Origin of the sequence: Hoylesella buccalis ATCC 35310, assembly GCF_025151385.1 — a bacterium.
GTDB lineage: Bacteria > Bacteroidota > Bacteroidia > Bacteroidales > Bacteroidaceae > Prevotella > Prevotella buccalis.
In genome coordinates this window covers 2,959,871-2,974,794 of sequence record NZ_CP102287.1, presented here as the reverse complement: position 1 = coordinate 2,974,794, position 14,924 = coordinate 2,959,871, and the positions used below count along the sequence as shown (strand labels likewise).

28 protein-coding genes are annotated in these 14,924 nt (G+C 41.9%); all 28 read right to left on the bottom strand.

What is annotated here, in order from left to right; translation table 11 throughout:
• Positions 1 to 79 precede the first annotated feature (79 nt).
• The gene (locus NQ518_RS12280; RefSeq protein WP_227961658.1) at positions 80 to 718 is read right to left on the bottom strand and encodes a hypothetical protein; all 639 of its coding nucleotides are present in this window, start codon (positions 716 to 718) and stop codon (positions 80 to 82) included.
• A 257-nt stretch (positions 719 to 975) separates the two neighbouring features.
• Positions 976 to 1,326: a VPDSG-CTERM exosortase interaction domain protein gene (locus NQ518_RS12275; RefSeq protein WP_227961659.1), complete on the bottom strand. Its 351-nt coding sequence runs from the start codon at positions 1,324 to 1,326 to the stop codon at positions 976 to 978.
• A gap of 21 nt (positions 1,327 to 1,347) precedes the next feature.
• Complete coding sequence (locus NQ518_RS12270; protein ID WP_227961661.1) at positions 1,348 to 1,704, bottom strand: cobalamin-dependent protein; 357 nt, start codon at positions 1,702 to 1,704, stop codon at positions 1,348 to 1,350.
• A gap of 139 nt (positions 1,705 to 1,843) precedes the next feature.
• Entirely contained in the window at positions 1,844 to 2,899 is a 1,056-nt protein-coding gene (locus tag NQ518_RS12265) for an IS5 family transposase (protein ID WP_227960536.1), read from the bottom strand.
• A 299-nt stretch (positions 2,900 to 3,198) separates the two neighbouring features.
• Complete coding sequence (gene rplQ, locus NQ518_RS12260; RefSeq protein ID WP_227961663.1) at positions 3,199 to 3,804, bottom strand: 50S ribosomal protein L17; 606 nt, start codon at positions 3,802 to 3,804, stop codon at positions 3,199 to 3,201.
• A gap of 172 nt (positions 3,805 to 3,976) precedes the next feature.
• Positions 3,977 to 4,969, bottom strand: a complete 993-nt coding sequence (locus NQ518_RS12255; protein WP_004350213.1) for a DNA-directed RNA polymerase subunit alpha — start codon at positions 4,967 to 4,969, stop codon at positions 3,977 to 3,979.
• Between the two features lie 12 nt (positions 4,970 to 4,981).
• Entirely contained in the window at positions 4,982 to 5,587 is a 606-nt protein-coding gene (gene rpsD / locus NQ518_RS12250; protein ID WP_227961665.1) for a 30S ribosomal protein S4, read from the bottom strand.
• Positions 5,588 to 5,661: 74 nt separating this feature from the next.
• Positions 5,662 to 6,051, bottom strand: a complete 390-nt coding sequence (gene rpsK, locus NQ518_RS12245) for a 30S ribosomal protein S11 (protein WP_004350208.1) — start codon at positions 6,049 to 6,051, stop codon at positions 5,662 to 5,664.
• An 84-nt stretch (positions 6,052 to 6,135) separates the two neighbouring features.
• A complete protein-coding gene (rpsM, locus tag NQ518_RS12240) occupies positions 6,136 to 6,516 on the bottom strand; it encodes a 30S ribosomal protein S13 (protein ID WP_004350207.1) in 381 nt (126 codons plus the stop codon).
• A 92-nt stretch (positions 6,517 to 6,608) separates the two neighbouring features.
• Positions 6,609 to 6,725 (bottom strand): type B 50S ribosomal protein L36, encoded by a 117-nt coding sequence (ykgO, locus tag NQ518_RS12235; RefSeq protein ID WP_004350205.1) that lies wholly within the window; start codon positions 6,723 to 6,725, stop codon positions 6,609 to 6,611.
• Positions 6,726 to 6,738: 13 nt separating this feature from the next.
• On the bottom strand, positions 6,739 to 6,957 hold the full coding sequence (infA, locus tag NQ518_RS12230; RefSeq protein WP_004350199.1) for a translation initiation factor IF-1: 219 nt from the start codon (positions 6,955 to 6,957) through the stop codon (positions 6,739 to 6,741).
• 2 nt (positions 6,958 to 6,959) lie between these two features.
• Complete coding sequence (locus NQ518_RS12225; RefSeq protein ID WP_227205487.1) at positions 6,960 to 7,331, bottom strand: M24 family metallopeptidase; 372 nt, start codon at positions 7,329 to 7,331, stop codon at positions 6,960 to 6,962.
• A 14-nt stretch (positions 7,332 to 7,345) separates the two neighbouring features.
• Positions 7,346 to 8,683, bottom strand: a complete 1,338-nt coding sequence (gene secY / locus NQ518_RS12220) for a preprotein translocase subunit SecY (RefSeq protein WP_004350197.1) — start codon at positions 8,681 to 8,683, stop codon at positions 7,346 to 7,348.
• A gap of 3 nt (positions 8,684 to 8,686) precedes the next feature.
• Positions 8,687 to 9,133: a 50S ribosomal protein L15 gene (rplO, locus tag NQ518_RS12215; RefSeq protein WP_004350195.1), complete on the bottom strand. Its 447-nt coding sequence runs from the start codon at positions 9,131 to 9,133 to the stop codon at positions 8,687 to 8,689.
• A 22-nt stretch (positions 9,134 to 9,155) separates the two neighbouring features.
• Entirely contained in the window at positions 9,156 to 9,332 is a 177-nt protein-coding gene (rpmD, locus tag NQ518_RS12210) for a 50S ribosomal protein L30 (RefSeq protein WP_023057720.1), read from the bottom strand.
• Between the two features lie 12 nt (positions 9,333 to 9,344).
• A complete protein-coding gene (gene rpsE, locus NQ518_RS12205; RefSeq protein WP_227961667.1) occupies positions 9,345 to 9,857 on the bottom strand; it encodes a 30S ribosomal protein S5 in 513 nt (170 codons plus the stop codon).
• A gap of 6 nt (positions 9,858 to 9,863) precedes the next feature.
• Positions 9,864 to 10,208: a 50S ribosomal protein L18 gene (gene rplR / locus NQ518_RS12200; protein ID WP_023057632.1), complete on the bottom strand. Its 345-nt coding sequence runs from the start codon at positions 10,206 to 10,208 to the stop codon at positions 9,864 to 9,866.
• Positions 10,209 to 10,226: 18 nt separating this feature from the next.
• Positions 10,227 to 10,799, bottom strand: a complete 573-nt coding sequence (rplF, locus tag NQ518_RS12195) for a 50S ribosomal protein L6 (protein WP_102697971.1) — start codon at positions 10,797 to 10,799, stop codon at positions 10,227 to 10,229.
• A 14-nt stretch (positions 10,800 to 10,813) separates the two neighbouring features.
• Positions 10,814 to 11,209, bottom strand: coding sequence for a 30S ribosomal protein S8 (rpsH, locus tag NQ518_RS12190; RefSeq protein WP_023057706.1), 396 nt, complete (start codon positions 11,207 to 11,209; stop codon positions 10,814 to 10,816).
• Between the two features lie 86 nt (positions 11,210 to 11,295).
• Positions 11,296 to 11,598 (bottom strand): 30S ribosomal protein S14, encoded by a 303-nt coding sequence (gene rpsN / locus NQ518_RS12185; protein ID WP_004350185.1) that lies wholly within the window; start codon positions 11,596 to 11,598, stop codon positions 11,296 to 11,298.
• Between the two features lie 6 nt (positions 11,599 to 11,604).
• Entirely contained in the window at positions 11,605 to 12,159 is a 555-nt protein-coding gene (gene rplE / locus NQ518_RS12180; RefSeq protein ID WP_102697973.1) for a 50S ribosomal protein L5, read from the bottom strand.
• 1 nt (position 12,160) lies between these two features.
• Positions 12,161 to 12,478 carry a 50S ribosomal protein L24 gene (gene rplX / locus NQ518_RS12175; protein ID WP_227961668.1) on the bottom strand — a complete coding sequence of 106 codons (318 nt, stop codon included), beginning with the start codon at positions 12,476 to 12,478 and terminating at the stop codon, positions 12,161 to 12,163.
• 19 nt (positions 12,479 to 12,497) lie between these two features.
• Complete coding sequence (rplN, locus tag NQ518_RS12170) at positions 12,498 to 12,863, bottom strand: 50S ribosomal protein L14 (protein WP_004350179.1); 366 nt, start codon at positions 12,861 to 12,863, stop codon at positions 12,498 to 12,500.
• A 2-nt stretch (positions 12,864 to 12,865) separates the two neighbouring features.
• On the bottom strand, positions 12,866 to 13,132 hold the full coding sequence (gene rpsQ / locus NQ518_RS12165) for a 30S ribosomal protein S17 (RefSeq protein WP_272878318.1): 267 nt from the start codon (positions 13,130 to 13,132) through the stop codon (positions 12,866 to 12,868).
• Positions 13,133 to 13,134: 2 nt separating this feature from the next.
• On the bottom strand, positions 13,135 to 13,329 hold the full coding sequence (gene rpmC / locus NQ518_RS12160) for a 50S ribosomal protein L29 (protein ID WP_004350176.1): 195 nt from the start codon (positions 13,327 to 13,329) through the stop codon (positions 13,135 to 13,137).
• Positions 13,330 to 13,332: 3 nt separating this feature from the next.
• Positions 13,333 to 13,761 (bottom strand): 50S ribosomal protein L16, encoded by a 429-nt coding sequence (rplP, locus tag NQ518_RS12155; protein WP_004350174.1) that lies wholly within the window; start codon positions 13,759 to 13,761, stop codon positions 13,333 to 13,335.
• A gap of 14 nt (positions 13,762 to 13,775) precedes the next feature.
• Positions 13,776 to 14,507 carry a 30S ribosomal protein S3 gene (gene rpsC / locus NQ518_RS12150; RefSeq protein ID WP_227961672.1) on the bottom strand — a complete coding sequence of 244 codons (732 nt, stop codon included), beginning with the start codon at positions 14,505 to 14,507 and terminating at the stop codon, positions 13,776 to 13,778.
• Positions 14,508 to 14,515: 8 nt separating this feature from the next.
• Positions 14,516 to 14,920, bottom strand: coding sequence for a 50S ribosomal protein L22 (gene rplV, locus NQ518_RS12145; protein WP_227961674.1), 405 nt, complete (start codon positions 14,918 to 14,920; stop codon positions 14,516 to 14,518).
• Positions 14,921 to 14,924: the final 4 nt, after the last annotated feature.

Here is a 14,924-nt window from a genome sequence, read left to right as displayed (position 1 = left end):
TAAACACGTTAGCCCAGGGCAGATGCCCTGGGCTAACGTGTTTACAACTCCACCTATCCAGTTGGTAGAGCTTCTGGAATTACAGCCCCAGTCCTTTTCGGATTTGCCCCCTGGCATGGTTTACTTTCTTGTTGGCTTCCTCTGCGCTTTTGTCAAGCGCCTTGCCGGCTTTGTCTTTGGCCTCATTCATTTTCGCATTGGCCTTGTCAGTGGCTTTCGTGGCTTCCCGCTTGGCCTTATCAATGGCCTTGTTGGTTTCAAATTCAGCCTCTTTCATCATTTCCTCCGCATTGTTTTTTACAGCTGCCTCAGCCTGTTCGGCTGTTGCTTCTGCTGTTGTAGGAAGGTTCTGAATGCCCGATACAAGCGCAGCAATAGTGGCATTGTTAGCTGTGGCAGCCTTGATTTTCTCTGCATTGTCGTTCAAAAACTGCTGAATCTTGGCGGCATAGGCCTTGGCCGTGTCCAGCTTGCCAGAAGCCACCAACTCAGCATACTTGTTTTGCAACGATGTCAAGGTAGCCTGAACGGCATCCGTGTTGTTCTGCGACAATTGTGTATCAAGTTCAGAGGTCAGGGAGTCGGCGGTTGCGTCTGCACTTTCATCCATCACAATCGTAGTGTCTGCCTGATTGTCGTTAGGTGATGTCTTCTTGTCTCCGCAGCCCGCAAAAATAAACGCTATGGCTGCCATTGCCATCAAAAATACTTTCTTCATCTCAAATAATTGTTTGGTTAGTCAAATTTATTGTTGGTAAATATAGTATTTTTCGCAACATGCTGTGCCGATTGTTGGGAATTATTAACAGAAACTTTGGATTTGGTAACTATCAACGACACCTTATCACTATCTTTTATATTCCGCAAGATGCTCCCCAAAAATTCTTTGAAAAAGCGGTGTGAATTCTTATCATTGGGTAACGCCTCAAACCTGTAGGTTTTAATTTACTAAATCACCTTCTATTATAGGAACCGTCATAGGTAAACCGCGGTTACTTGTATAGTTATAAGTTCCAATCCTCTGAGGTTTTTTATTGTAACCACTTGGTCAGTATAAAAATCCTTGCCAGTAAGCACAACCGTATTGCCAAGATACAAGTCTGATTGTTTATCGGAAAGTTCATCTGCTAACGCAGCATCTTCTCCAATGACTTGAAACACTTTGAAAGACGTTTCGTTTTTGTTTTCATAACTCACAGGTTTCTCAATATACTGTATAGCTTCGTCTTTACTTTCCTTTTGAATAAAAAAGTTTACAACATAAAGTGCGGCTATGGTCAAGACTACTCCTGACAACATACCAATTAAAAAGGGTTTTTTGTTCATTTGTTATTTATATTTTTAAATTTAAGTTTCGGGAAATGCTTCCTCCCCTGGACCTAATAATATGGTATCAGCATGAAGTGATGCTTCATCAGGAAGACTGGTTACATGTAGACCACCCAGAGCTACAAATACCCCTCTTTGTCGATAACTATCCGCAATCTTATAGGCACGATAGGCATTAGTAACATACACTTGTATACAAACCAAATCAGGCGTGTCATCAAGGACCAGTTTCTCAACATGCTGATCTTGAATCACCACATCGTCATCATAGGAGAAATAGGCAGCGAGTGTTGCCAGTCCCAAAGGGGGAAAAAGTGAATACTTTATAGGTCGCCAATAAGGACTTTCTGCCTCCTGCAATGCAGGTAGTATCATCTTAACTCTCATTCTGAGACCTCTGCAAAACCTTACCCCATTCTCTATCATTCTTGTTTTTGAGCACTATTGGCTCACCTGCAGTCTATATTTTTGATTTTTATGCTGTATATGCTCTATTTCATCTCATATTCTCCCCTTATTTGAGAGAATTAGACACAATTATCCCTGGAGTTCGATATAAATTGTAGGCAATAGCCTCCATGATGTGTTGTGCGTGAGTCTTATCTAAACCTACATATCTGGCTATGCCACCATGAAACCATCTGTGAATAGATCCAAAGGTACGTTCCACTTTGTACCGTGTCTTGCTGATGGCTACATTAATACGCTGCTCTCTTTCCGTTAGCTTACGCCCCCTTACTCCTTTGTGCATGATACGACTCTTGAGCTTCATACGTTTAAGTACATCCTTGTTTGCCGTGGAATCATAACCCTTGTCGGCATAAACAGGTGTACCTTGTGGAAGTTTAGCTTTTTCTAATGGCTTTTCCAAATGTTTGATGTCACTTTCGTTAGCCGGTGTGGTTTCCTCGGCTATCACCAAACCGTTCTCATCTGTAACCGAATGTCGCTTGTAACCGAAGTGTAGCTTCCCCATCTTCTTTACCCAACGTGCTTCTCCATCAACATTGGGCTTGACGATCTCTTTAACCATTGCCTTTTCTGCCACATCCCTGCCTGATTCCTCATTGCGATCCTCAACTACTTCGTATTCCTTACGGCCGCGAGGTCGACGAGGACTATCCGTGATACTTGCATCAACGATGGCACCACGCTTAATCAAAACACCAGCCAACTCTAACTGGCGATTTATCTCTTGCAGCACATTGTCGTAAAGGTCGGCTTCAACCAAAATGTTACGGAAACGGCATACAGTTGTACTATCTGGAGCGCAGTCATCCAATCCTAAACCAACAAAGCGACTGAAGGACAGACGGTCATTTACCTGCTCTTCGACCTCGCCGTCACTCAAGCCATACCATGTACGAAGAAGCTCGGTCTTGAACAACACAAGACTGTCATAGCTTGGACGACCAGTGGGACGGTTGCCTTTGGTGTAAGCAATTTCAATAAGTCCACGAATGGGATTCCAGTCGATTATCTGATCAATTTGAAAGAAAAAGGTCTGTTTGACCTTACGATGACCAACTATTAGGTCAGCAAAACTCGGAGAAGAAGGACGTTGTTTCATACTATAAAGGTACAAAAATATGATGAAATGAGCAAATCTTGAACAAAGAGTTTTGCAGAGGTCTCATTCTATCTTTTTTTTTAAGATGCTATGACAATAACGCATGATTATCTGAAAAAGTATACGGAGAGCGATAGAAGGACGACTAAATAGTCTTCAAGGTACGACTATGTAGTTTCTGCCACAAGGACTTAATCGGGACTTACCCATTAGATAGTGCTGATGCCGAGTGTACTTATAAAAAACGCTCTCAACCCAATTGGATGAGAGCGTTTATATTGAAACCAATATGGTAAAATTTACTTAGCTTCCTTTTCGTCTTGTGCCTTTGCTTCAGAAGCATCTTCTTTAGCTGTTGCTTCAGAAACATCTTCTTTGGCTTTAGCTTCAGAAGCCTCTTTCGAAGTTTCTTCGGCTGTCTCTGCCTTAACAACATCGTCTGTTTCAACAGCACTTTCAGCCTTAGCAGCTTCATCATTCTTCTTACCTGAAGAACGACGGCTACGACGAGTTTTCTTAGCTGTTTTCTCAGTCTTTGCCATATTGTCATCAAAATCAACTAACTCAATAAAAGCAATCTGAGCAGCATCACCTTGACGAGTACCCAGCTTGATTACACGGGTATAACCGCCTGGACGATCACCTACTTTTGGAGCTACAGTCTTGTACAGTTCTGTTACAGCTTCCTTTTTCTGGAGGTAGCGGAAAACAACACGACGCGAATTGGTCGTATCGTCCTTTGAACGGGTAATCAGTGGCTCTACATACTTTTTTAAAGCCTTTGCTTTTGCGAGGGTCGTAGTGATTCTTTTGTGCATAATCAGGGATACTGCCATGTTAGCAAGCATAGCATCACGATGAGATGCAGTACGACCTAAGTGGTTGAATTTTTTATTGTGTCTCATTTTTTGTTTTGTTCGTTTTGGATGAGAGTGGATTTACTAATATAGACGTTATAGATTCAAGTAGATGGAAGGTTTACTCATTCATAGTTCTGACTATTGATTACTCAATACATCCAAACCTAAACTTCTAAACTCAACTACTTAAAAACTTAATAACTCACATACTAAAACCTTACTCCTTATCCAGTTTATACTTTGATGTATCGGTTCCAAATGATAGATTCAGACTTTCGAGCAAATCATCAAGCTCTGAAAGCGATTTCTTTCCAAAGTTGCGGAACTTCAATAAGTCTGTCTTGTTGTACTGCACCAAGTCACCGAGAGTTTCAACTTCAGCTGCCTTGAGGCAATTGAGTGCGCGAACACTAAGGTTCAAGTCAATAAGTTTCGTCTTTAGCAATTGACGCATGCGCAACACTTCCTCATCAAACTCCTGGTTGTCGTCTTGATCTGGATTTTCGAGTGTTATCTTTTCATCCGAGAACAACATGAAGTGATAGATAAGAATCTTGGCAGCTTCTTTCAGTGCATCCTTTGGGGATAGGGAACCATCCGTGGTTACCTCAATAACAAGCTTATCATAGTCGGTTTTTTGTTCAACACGATAAGGCTCTACTGAGTATTTAACATTACGGATTGGGGTGTAGATTGAATCGATTGGGAGGACATTGACATCCGTGCAGAATTGACGGTTCTCATCAGCGGGAACGTATCCACGTCCTTGATTGATGGTCAAGTCTATCTGCATGGAAGCTTTAGCATCTAAATGACAAATCACCAAATCAGGATTTAACACTTCAAATCCAGTCAGATACTTACCGATATCGCCCGCTTTGAACTCAGTGGAATTCTCTACGGTGATACTAACTTTCTCATTCTCGAATTCTTCTACTACTTGCTTGAATCGAACTTGCTTGAGATTCAAGATAATGTTGGTAACATCTTCCTTTACACCAGGTACTGAAGAAAACTCATGCTCAACACCAGCTATACGGATGGTATTGATAGCATAGCCTTCAAGTGATGAAAGGAGAATGCGGCGCAATGAATTACCGATGGTAATACCAAAGCCAGGCTCAAGTGGACGGAATTCGAATTTACCGAACTTGTCGTCAGCCTCCAACATTACTACTTTATCAGGTTTTTGAAATGCTAATATCGCCATTAATTTAATGATTTATTTAGAGTACAACTCAACGATTAACTGTTCCTTAATATTCTCAGGGATGTCAGCACGTTCTGGCAGATGCAAGAACTTACCACTCTTTGAATTCTCATCCCACTCGATCCAAGGATATTTACTATGGTTGAAACCAGCCAGAGAAGCCTCGATGACCTCGAGAGACTTCGCTTTCTCACGTACACCAACAATTTGGCCTGGCTTAACGGCATAAGAAGGAATATTGACAACTTTTCCATCAACGACGATGTGCTTATGCCCTACCATTTGACGAGCTGCGGCACGCGTTGGGGCAATACCCAAACGGAATACAACATTGTCAAGACGGCATTCAAGGTTCTGAAGGAGAACCTCACCGGTAATTCCATCAGACTTTGCAGCCTTCTCAAACATATTACGGAACTGGCGCTCAAGCACACCATATGTGTACTTTGCCTTTTGCTTCTCTGCCAACATGGCACCAAACTCAGACATCTTCCTGCGTCTGTTATTACCATGCTGTCCAGGAGGGAAGTTTCTCTTGGACAAAACTTTGTCAGCGCCGAAAATTGGTTCACCAAATCGACGTGCAATTTTAGATTTCGGACCTATGTATCTAGCCATAATATAAAAAAAATAAACTTATTCTAGTGATAATATCAGGAGCCTGACAGTTAAACCAGGCTCAAGATAAGAATTTATACCTTACGTCTCTTTGGTGGACGGCATCCATTGTGTGGCAATGGGGTTACATCAATAATCTCTGTAATCTCAATTCCTGCAGCATGAACCGCACGAATAGCCGACTCACGACCGTTACCAGGCCCTTTAACAAATGCCCTAACCTTACGCAATCCCAAGTCGAAAGCGACTTTAGCGCAATCTTCACCTGCCATCTGTGCAGCGTAGGGAGTATTTTTCTTTGAGCCACGGAAACCCATCTTTCCTGCTGAAGACCAGGATATAACCTGACCTTCGCTGTTAGCCAATGAAACGATAATATTATTAAATGAGCTGTGAACATGCAACTGTCCCAGTGCATCAACTCTTACATTCCTCTTCTTTGAAGCTGTTGTTTTCTTTGCCATAATCTTTTTTAGTTTAAAAGTTAGGAGTTTAAGTTTTAATGTATTGAGAAAAATGTATTCTCAACCCTCAACTCTCAACTAAATTTACTTAGTAGCCTTCTTCTTATTAGCAACAGTCTTCTTTCTACCCTTACGTGTACGAGCATTGTTTTTGGTGCTCTGACCACGAACTGGAAGACCATTACGATGTCTAACGCCACGATAACAACCAATATCCATCAGTCGCTTGATATTCATCTGGATCTCTGAACGGAGATCACCTTCTACTTTGAATTCAGCACCGATAATTTCACGGATCTTGGCTGCTTGATCGTCAGTCCATTCACTAACCTTCAAGTCACGGTTTACACCAGCCTTATCCAATATCTTTGCTGAACTACTTCGACCAATACCATAGATATAGGTCAATGCGATTTCGCCACGCTTATTCTGGGGCAAATCTACTCCAACAATTCTTATTGCCATTTGTTGATAAAATTAATAAAATAAATAACTTTAATTGGATTTGAGCTGTACACTTCAATTCTCATTGAAAGATATACAACACTTCATCTTCTTTAGCCCTGACGTAATTTAAACTTCGGGTTTTTCTTGTTAATGACGAACAGGCGACCTTTACGACGAACTATCTTACAGTCGGGTGTACGTTTCTTTAATGATGCTCTTGTCTTCATATCTTATACTTGATTATTTATATCTGAAAACGATTCTGCCTTTAGTCAAATCGTAAGGACTCATTTCGACCTTCACCTTGTCACCAGGCAGGATCTTGATATAGTGCATTCTCATTTTTCCTGAGATATGTGCTATAATCTCCACACCGTTTTCAAGCTCTACGCGAAACATTGCGTTAGATAAACTCTCCACGATGGTTCCGTCTTGCTCTATTGCGGACTGTTTAGCCATAATTAATTATTTCTTTCTAAAAGTTCAATATTCTTAAACGTTGATAAAATCTCCACTTGGCCATGATGAATGGCAACTGCGATTGGGCTGATGTCACCCTCACGCAAAATGGTTTGCTCGTTGGAATGCCATGTGCAACTACATAATTGACAGAGGTATAGGTACTTCCCCGAAAAAAAATCTCCAAAACTTGAAAATTCAGAAAGCTCGGGGCAACCATGGTCTCTGATGAATTTGTGTGCAAAGCAATCAAATGAGGGGTAGTGACCACCTTCTTTAATGTGCTTGCCAACTTCAGCGAGCGTTGCTCCTACCGGTTGGTTCGTCTCATACATCAAGTCAATTTCATCTTCAGTCTTTAAGAATATATTCACTCTCAGACTAAAGATTAGTAGGCTGATACATGATTCCCTCTAGTGTGTCCCACGTTTAGCAGTCCATCGTAATGACGCATCAATAAGTGGCTCTCTATTTGCTGCAGCGTATCTATAACGACACCAACGAGAATCAAGAGAGATGTACCTCCGAAGAACTGTGAGAAACCTTGCTGTACGTTCAACAGACCAGCTAAAGCAGGCATAATCGCTATAAAAGCAATGAACAACGAGCCAGGGAAGGTCAAGCGAGACATAATCGTATCAATGTACTCGGCAGTATCCTTACCAGGTCTAATCCCCGGAATGAAACCATTATTGCGCTTCATGTCTTCTGCCATCTGAACAGGATTCAAAGTAATGGCCGTATAGAAATACGTGAATGCTATAATCAGAATCACATAGATGACATTATACAACAAGCTGTGAGGGTCCATGAGAGAACGAACTATCGGAGATGCATTATCAGACTGATACTGAACAATAGCCAAAGGAATGAACATCAATGCTTGAGCAAAGATGATAGGCATTACGTTGGCCGCAAACAGTTTTAATGGGATGTACTGACGTGCACCTCCATATTGCTTGTTGCCCACCAGACGTTTGGCATATTGCACAGGAACTTTACGTGTTCCCTGTACCAGCAAGATTGCAGCACAGACCACGCCAAAGAGAATCAGCAACTCAACGATAAACATGATTAATCCACCACCGCTGATGGCTGTTAAGCGTGAACCTGCCTCTTGAACGAAAGCCTGAGGAAGGCGGGCGATGATACCAATCATGATGATTAATGAGATACCGTTACCAACACCCTTATCTGTTATCCGTTCACCTAGCCAAAGGATGAACATGCTGCCTGCAGCCAAGATAATGGTAGCCGGAATCATAAAAACTGTCCATGAGATACCTGTAGCCAAAGCCTGTGAAGCCTGATACTTCAGGTTCATCAAGTAACTAGGAGCCTGCAACAGCAAAATGAATACTGTCAGATACCGAGTGTACATGCTAATCTTCTTCCGACCACTCTCACCCTCGCGTTGCATCTTTTGGAAATAAGGTACAGCAACAGCTAGAAGTTGCATAACGATAGAAGCTGAGATATAGGGCATAATCCCAAGTGCGAATATGGACGCATTTGAGAATGCACCACCAGAGAACATGTCAAGCAGCGACATCAAGCCGCCTTCAGTCTGCTTTTGGAGTTGTCCTAACGAAGCAGGATTAATACCCGGCAGTACTACAAACGAGCCAAAACGATAGATGGCCGTAAACAGAAGAGTTATGAGGAGACGCTGGCGCAAATCCTCAATCTTCCAACAGTTCTTTAGTGTCTCAATAAACTTTTTCATTACTTAGATTCTAGTTGTGTTACCACCTACTGCCTTGATTGCCTCTTCAGCAGTTTTTGAGAATGCATTTGCTTCTACATCAATTTTAGCTGTCAGTTCACCGTTTCCTAAGATTTTTACAAGCTTCTTGCCATTGGTTAGGCCAGCTGCCACCAACTCGGCGATACCAATCTTGGTAAGGTTCTTTTCTTCTGCTAATGTCTGGAGTGTCGACAAGTTTACAGCGAAATATTCCTTGCGATTGATATTCTTGAAGCCACCTTTGGGTACACGGCGTTGAAGTGGCATCTGGCCACCTTCAAATCCAATCTTCTTTTTATAACCAGAACGAGATTTTGCTCCTTTGTGTCCACGGGTAGAAGTTCCGCCAAGTCCAGAACCTGGACCACGACCAATACGACGACGTGAATGAGTAGAGCCTTCTGCTGGTTTCAAATTATATAATTTCATGATTTTACTTCTTAAAAGATTACTATTCAACGACGGTTACCAAATGATGTACCTTCCGAATCATACCACGCATACTTGGAGTATCCTCGACTTCAACAATCTGAGAGATTTTATGAAGTCCCAGTGCCAGCAGCGTTTTCTTCTGGTCCACAGGAGCACCAATTTTACTCTTGATTTGCTTTACTTTTATTGTTGCCATTCTTCAGTTTCCTTATCCGTTAAATACCTTATTCATATCGATGCCACGTGCGCCTGCAACGGTGTATGCATCACGAACCTGACTCAACGCTAAAATCGTGGCTTTAACCAAGTTGTGAGGGTTAGAAGATCCCTTCGACTTAGCCAACACATCTGTAATACCAACACTATCCAACACTGCGCGCATAGCACCGCCGGCAACCAGTCCTGTACCAGCAGCAGCCGGACGCAAGAATACGCGTGCACCGCTATAACGTGCTTCTATCTCATGAGGAATAGTACCTTTCAATACCGGAACCTTCACCAAATTCTTCTTGGCAGCTTCAGTGCCCTTGGCGATGGCAGATGTTACTTCACCAGCCTTACCAAGTCCGTAGCCAATAATTCCGTTGCCATCACCTACGACGACAATAGCAGCAAAAGTGAATGTTCGGCCACCTTTTGTCACTTTTGTAACACGGTTGATTGCAACCAAACGATCTTTTAATTCTACGTCGCTATTTATCTTTACTTTATTCATTGCCATAACCGTTTAAAAATTAAGTCCACCCTTGCGAGCAGCATCAGCCAACTCTTTAACACGACCATGGTAGAGGTAACCATTACGGTCAAAGACAACAGCTTCTATTCCAGCTGCTTGAGCCTTTTGTGCAATGAGTTCACCAACCTTCTGTGCCTGTTCATCCTTTGGCATCTTTTCTAAGCCTAAAGAGGAAGCAGAAGCAAGAGTTGTACCAGTTATATCATTAATTACCTGAGCGTAAATCTGTTTATTAGAGCGGAAAACACTTAGACGTGGGCGCTCAGCTGTTCCGTTTACATTCTTACGAATACGGAACTTTATCTTCATTCGTCTTTTTTCTTTCTTTGTTGTCATAATCGTAAAAAATTAAAATTACTTAGCCGCAGCTGTCTTTCCAGACTTTCTACGAATAACCTCTCCCTTGAAGAGAATACCTTTTCCCTTGTAAGGCTCAGGCATACGGAAAGAACGAATTTTAGCACAAATGAGACCTAACAGTTGCTTATCACACGACTCTAACTTAATGAGCGGATTTTGGTTTCTTTCTGACTTAGTTTCTACTTTCACTTCACTAGGAAGCTGGATAAAGATTGGGTGAGTATATCCGAGAGAGAACTCTACAAGGTTACCTTGATTGGATACACGGAAACCAACACCGATGAGTTCGAGTGTCTTACTATAGCCTTCGCTTACGCCAACGACCATATTGTTGACTAAAGAACGATACAAACCATGGTAAGCTTGCTTTTGCTTATAATCTACCGGACTTTTCTCATCTACCTCGAAAGTAATTTGTCCATCGCTAATGGATGGTTTGATAGAAGGATTTATCTCCTGAGACAATTCACCTTTGGGTCCCTTGACGGTAAAGACATTAGTCTTCTCGTCGAAATTCACTGTTACTCCTGCAGGAATACTAATTGGCAATTTTCCTATTCTAGACATATTCTAACCTCCAATTAATATACGTAGCAAAGAACCTCACCGCCAATTTTTTGTGCGGTAGCTTCCTTGTCAGTCATTACACCCTGAGACGTAGATAATATTGCAATACCTAGTCCGTTAATTACTCTCGGCATGTCTTTGTAACCGGTATACTGGCGCAAACCGGGTGTAGACACTCGCTTCAATTTCTTGATAGCGTTCTGCTTTGTAGTAGGATCATACTTCAAAGCAACTTTAATTGTTCCCTGAGGACCATCTTCAATGAACTTATAGTTCAAGATGTATCCCTTCTCGAAAAGGATCTTAGTAATCTCCTTTTTCAAGTTAGACGCAGGAATCTCAACGACACGGTGATGTGCCATAATCGCATTTCTGAGTCTTGTCAGATAATCTGCTATTGGATCTGTCATTTTATAAAAGTTTAATTAATCGGGACTACCCCGACAATATTAAATTAGCATCTTTTTGATGTATGGTGTCAGTATTGCGTTAACAATTACCAACTAGCCTTCTTAACGCCCGGAATCAATCCTGCCGAAGCCATTTCTCTGAATTGAATACGAGAAAGGCCGAACTGGCGGATATATCCTTTTGGACGTCCCGTTACCTTGCAACGGTTATGAAGGCGGATAGGATTCGCATTCTTAGGAATTGACTGCAATTTACGAGCAGCCTCGTAAGCTTCTGCAGGATCCTCTGTTGTTGCAATAACCTTTTTAAGAGCTGCGCGTTTTTCAGCGTAGCGAGCTACTAGCTTCGCACGCTTAATTTCGCGAGCTTTCATTGATTCTTTTGCCATATTCTTTTAATCGTTTTTTGCGTTCTTAAATGGAAGACCGAAACCTTTGAGCAATGCATATCCCTCTTCATCAGTCTTGGCAGACGTGACAAAAGTAATGTTCATACCCTGTATACGATCAATCGCATCGATATTGATTTCCGGGAAGATGATTTGTTCTTCGATACCCAGCGTATAATTACCGCGTCCATCAAACTTGCTTTCAATACCTTTGAAGTCACGAATACGAGGCAAAGCTACACGTACGAGTTTTTCCAAGAACTCATACATACGCTCGCGACGTAAGGTTACCATCACACCAATCGGCATTTTCTTACGAAGTTTGAAGTTTGCAATATCCTTCTTAGAATACGTCGTAACAGCTTTCTGACCGGTAATAGATGAAATTTCATTCATCGCAACGTCAATAATCTTCTTGTCCTCAGTTGCATTACCAAGTCCTTGATTGATGACGATTTTTTTGAGAACGGGAACCTCCATGGTTGAAGAGTAGTGAAACTGTTCCTTCAATGCTGGAGCGATTTTCTCTTTATAAGTTTTCTTGAATTGCGCTGTATCCATATTATTTGATTTCCTCCCCTGATTTTTTGGCGATTCGTATCACTTTCTTTCCATCTCGTTTGATAGAAACACGAGTAGCCTTGCCACTCTTTGGGTCAATTAAACTCAAATTAGAAATATGTATAGGTGCTTCCTGCCTAACAATGCCTCCTTGAGGAGTCTTAGCAGAAGGTTTAGTACTTCTGGCTACTATATTCACCCCCTCAACGATGGCACGTTCTTCGTCGACCAACACTTTGAGCACCTTTCCAGTCTTGCCTTTATCCGAACCGGACAGTACAATCACTGTATCGTCTTTCTTTATATGTAACTTACTCATTTGCTTGTTATTTTAATAATTAAAGAACCTCTGGTGCCAAAGAAACCACTTTCATATTTATTGCACGCAGCTCACGAGCGACAGGACCGAAGATACGGCTTCCTCTTATCTCCCCAGCATTGTTCAACAAAACACAAGCATTATCGTCGAAACGAATGTATGAACCATCCGGACGACGAATCTCTTTCTTTGTACGAACGACTAAAGCCTTAGATACTGCACCTTTTTTCAAATCACTTGATGGAATTACGTTTTTCACTGAAACAACAATAACGTCTCCCACACTTGCATAACGGCGACCGGTACCACCGAGAACACGGATGCAAAGAGCTTCACGTGCGCCGCTGTTATCACATACTGTAAGTTTTGATTCTGCCTGTATCATAATTACTTAGCTTTTTCTACTATTTGAACTAATCTCCATCTCTTTGTTCTTGACAAAGGACGTGTCTCCATAATGAGAACTGTATCACCTACATTAGCCTCATTCTTTTCATCGTGTACATGGTATTTTTTTGTTTTCTGAACAAACTTACCATATATAGGGTGCTTCTCCTTGAACTTTGATGCAATGACGATGGTCTTATCCATGCTGTTGCTAACAACGACACCCTGTCTTACTTTTCTTAAATTTCTTGTTTCCATCTGAACCATTGTTATTTATTAAGTTCTCTCTGCTGCAGTTCAGTTTTCATACGTGCGATGTCACGACGAGCTATCTTAATCTGAGATGGATTCTCCAAAGGAGATACTGCATGATTTAGCTTCATCTGATTGTAAGCTGCCTCTGCATTCTCTAGCTTCTCTCGCAAGTCCTTTTCAGCGAGTCCTTTTAATTCTGTCATCTTCATAGCTTAAGCGTTTTTATCGTAATCACGTCGTACAACAAACTTTGTCTTCACAGGCAACTTCTGAGCAGCTAAGCGCAGTGCCTCTTTAGCTACATCAAAGCTTACACCTTCTACTTCAAAGAGGATACGTCCCGGCGTAACCGGAGCCACCCATCCCATGGGATCACCTTTACCTTTACCCATGCGGACATCGGCAGGCTTACGAGTGATTGGCTTGTCTGGGAAGATTCGTATCCAGACTTGTCCTTCACGCTGCATGTAACGGTTTACTGCTACACGTGCAGCTTCTATCTGTCGGCTATCGATCCATTTGGGCTCAAGCGTCTTGATACCGAACGAACCGAAAACGAGCTGTGTTCCTCTGTGGGCGTTTCCTTTATTTCCACGTCCATCTTGAGGTCTTCTATATTTTACTCTTTTTGGCTGTAACATGATAACTTTTTCTTTTAACGGTTATTGTTTCTTCTACGATTACCACGACCACCGTTACGGCCACCGTTTGGACGACCATTATTCGTCTTATCCTGTGTGAAGTTTGGTGTCAATTCTTGCTTACCATAAACTTCTCCACGACAAATCCAAACTTTGATGCCAAGCAAACCTACTTTCGTAAGCGCTTCTGTCTGGCAGTAATCGATGTCAGCACGGAATGTATGCAAAGGTGTACGACCTTCTTTGTACATTTCCTTACGTGCCATTTCTGCACCATTCAAACGTCCAGATATTTGGACTTTAATACCCTCTGCACCTGCGCGCATGGTATTTTGGATGGCCATCTTGATAGCACGGCGGTAAGCGATTTTACCTTCTACTTGACGAGCGATATTGTTTGCTACAATGTTGGCGTCGAGCTCAGGCTTCTTCACCTCAAAGATATTGATTTGAATTTCTTTATTGAAAAGATTCTTCAATTCTTCCTTAAGTTTATCTACATCTTGACCACCCTTACCAATGACGATACCAGGTCTTGCTGTACAAATAGTAATGGTAACGAGCTTCAAGGTACGTTCAATGATAATGCGTGAAAGGCTTGCTTTAGCCAATCGCTCATTAAGATACTTGCGGATTTTCCTGTCCTCAACAAGGTTGCCTCCGAAGTCATTACCACCGAACCAATTTGAATCCCAACCACGGATAATTCCAAGTCGATTGCTTATTGGATTAACTTTCTGTCCCATTCTATTTATTATTTTTCGTCATTAGTTTTGGCATCAACAAACAAAGTAACATGGTTACTACGCTTACGAATTCTGTACCCACGACCCTGCGGTGCCGGTCTCATACGCTTCATCGTAACACCTTCATCTACGAAGACACGGCTGACGAATAACTCTCCATCTTCAGCCTTACGATCATTCTTAGCTTCCCAGTTAGCAATTGCAGAAAGAAGTAACTTCTCTATATCTTGAGCAGCTTGCTTATTTGAGAATCTCAATACTCCGAGAGCGCGGTTTACTTCCATTCCTCGGATCATGTCTACTACATAGCGCATTTTCCGGGGTGATGAAGGAACACCTTTGAGCTTTGCGAAGTATAAATTTTTGCGGGCTTCTTTTAATTTTTCAGCCGCTATATGCTTTCTTGCTCCCATTATT